Annotated in this window: 1 protein-coding gene; it reads left to right on the top strand. The window is 45.4% G+C overall.

Features of this window, described 5'->3' with window-relative positions; all coding sequences use genetic code 11:
• Positions 1–762, top strand: a 762-nt coding sequence (locus R7O13_RS26375) for a sensor histidine kinase (RefSeq protein WP_318305142.1), incomplete at both ends; no start/stop codon positions are given.

Genomic DNA, 762 nt, shown 5'->3' with positions numbered 1-762 from the left:
CTATATCGTTGTGCTTACGTTGGCCTTTACGGTTTTGTTCTTGATTGGCCAGTTGATTTATCACCGCCAACAACGTCATTTGCAGTTAGAACGAATCCAACAAGAAGCGAATCAGAAGTTAGAATTTCAAGTCATGGCGAGAACAGCAGAGTTACAGGCTGAAATTGCGCAGCGAACCGAAACGGAGCAAACACTGCGTTTAACCCAAGATGAGTTGATTCAAGCGGCTAAGCTGGCAGTTCTCGGTCAAATGTCAGCAAGCATCAGCCATGAGCTGAATAATCCGTTGGCAGCCATTCGTAGCTTTGCTGAGAATGGAAAATTGTTCCTTCAGAAAGAAAAGTATGATCGAGTGGAAGATAATCTCACTCGCATTTCAGCCCTCACAGACAGAATGGCAAACATCAGCCAGCAATTGCGTTCGTTTGCCAAAAAGGCCAGCGGCAATGAGCTTACCCAAACACGCCTGTTGCCCGTGATAGCCTCATCAAAAGAGCTCATGAAACCCGCTTTTAAATCTGCTCGTGTTCTACTTGCTACCGAACTTCCTACTGACGACATCGAGGTTCAAATCAATACCATTCAATTGGAGCAAGTTCTGGTTAACTTGCTGACAAACGCAATTGAAGCCGTAAAAGAACAACAAGATAAACAAGTGTGGTTGCTCGTTGAAACGGATACGGATGAAAGCAAAGTGATGATTCATGTCGATGACAATGGCCCTGGGCTTGGTTCGCACACACTGTCCGAACTTTGCGAACC

It is taken from the genome of Vibrio sp. Y176, assembly GCF_033438945.1.
The sequence above is the reverse complement of the archived record's forward strand: the minus strand, read 5'-3'. Positions and strand labels throughout refer to the sequence as shown.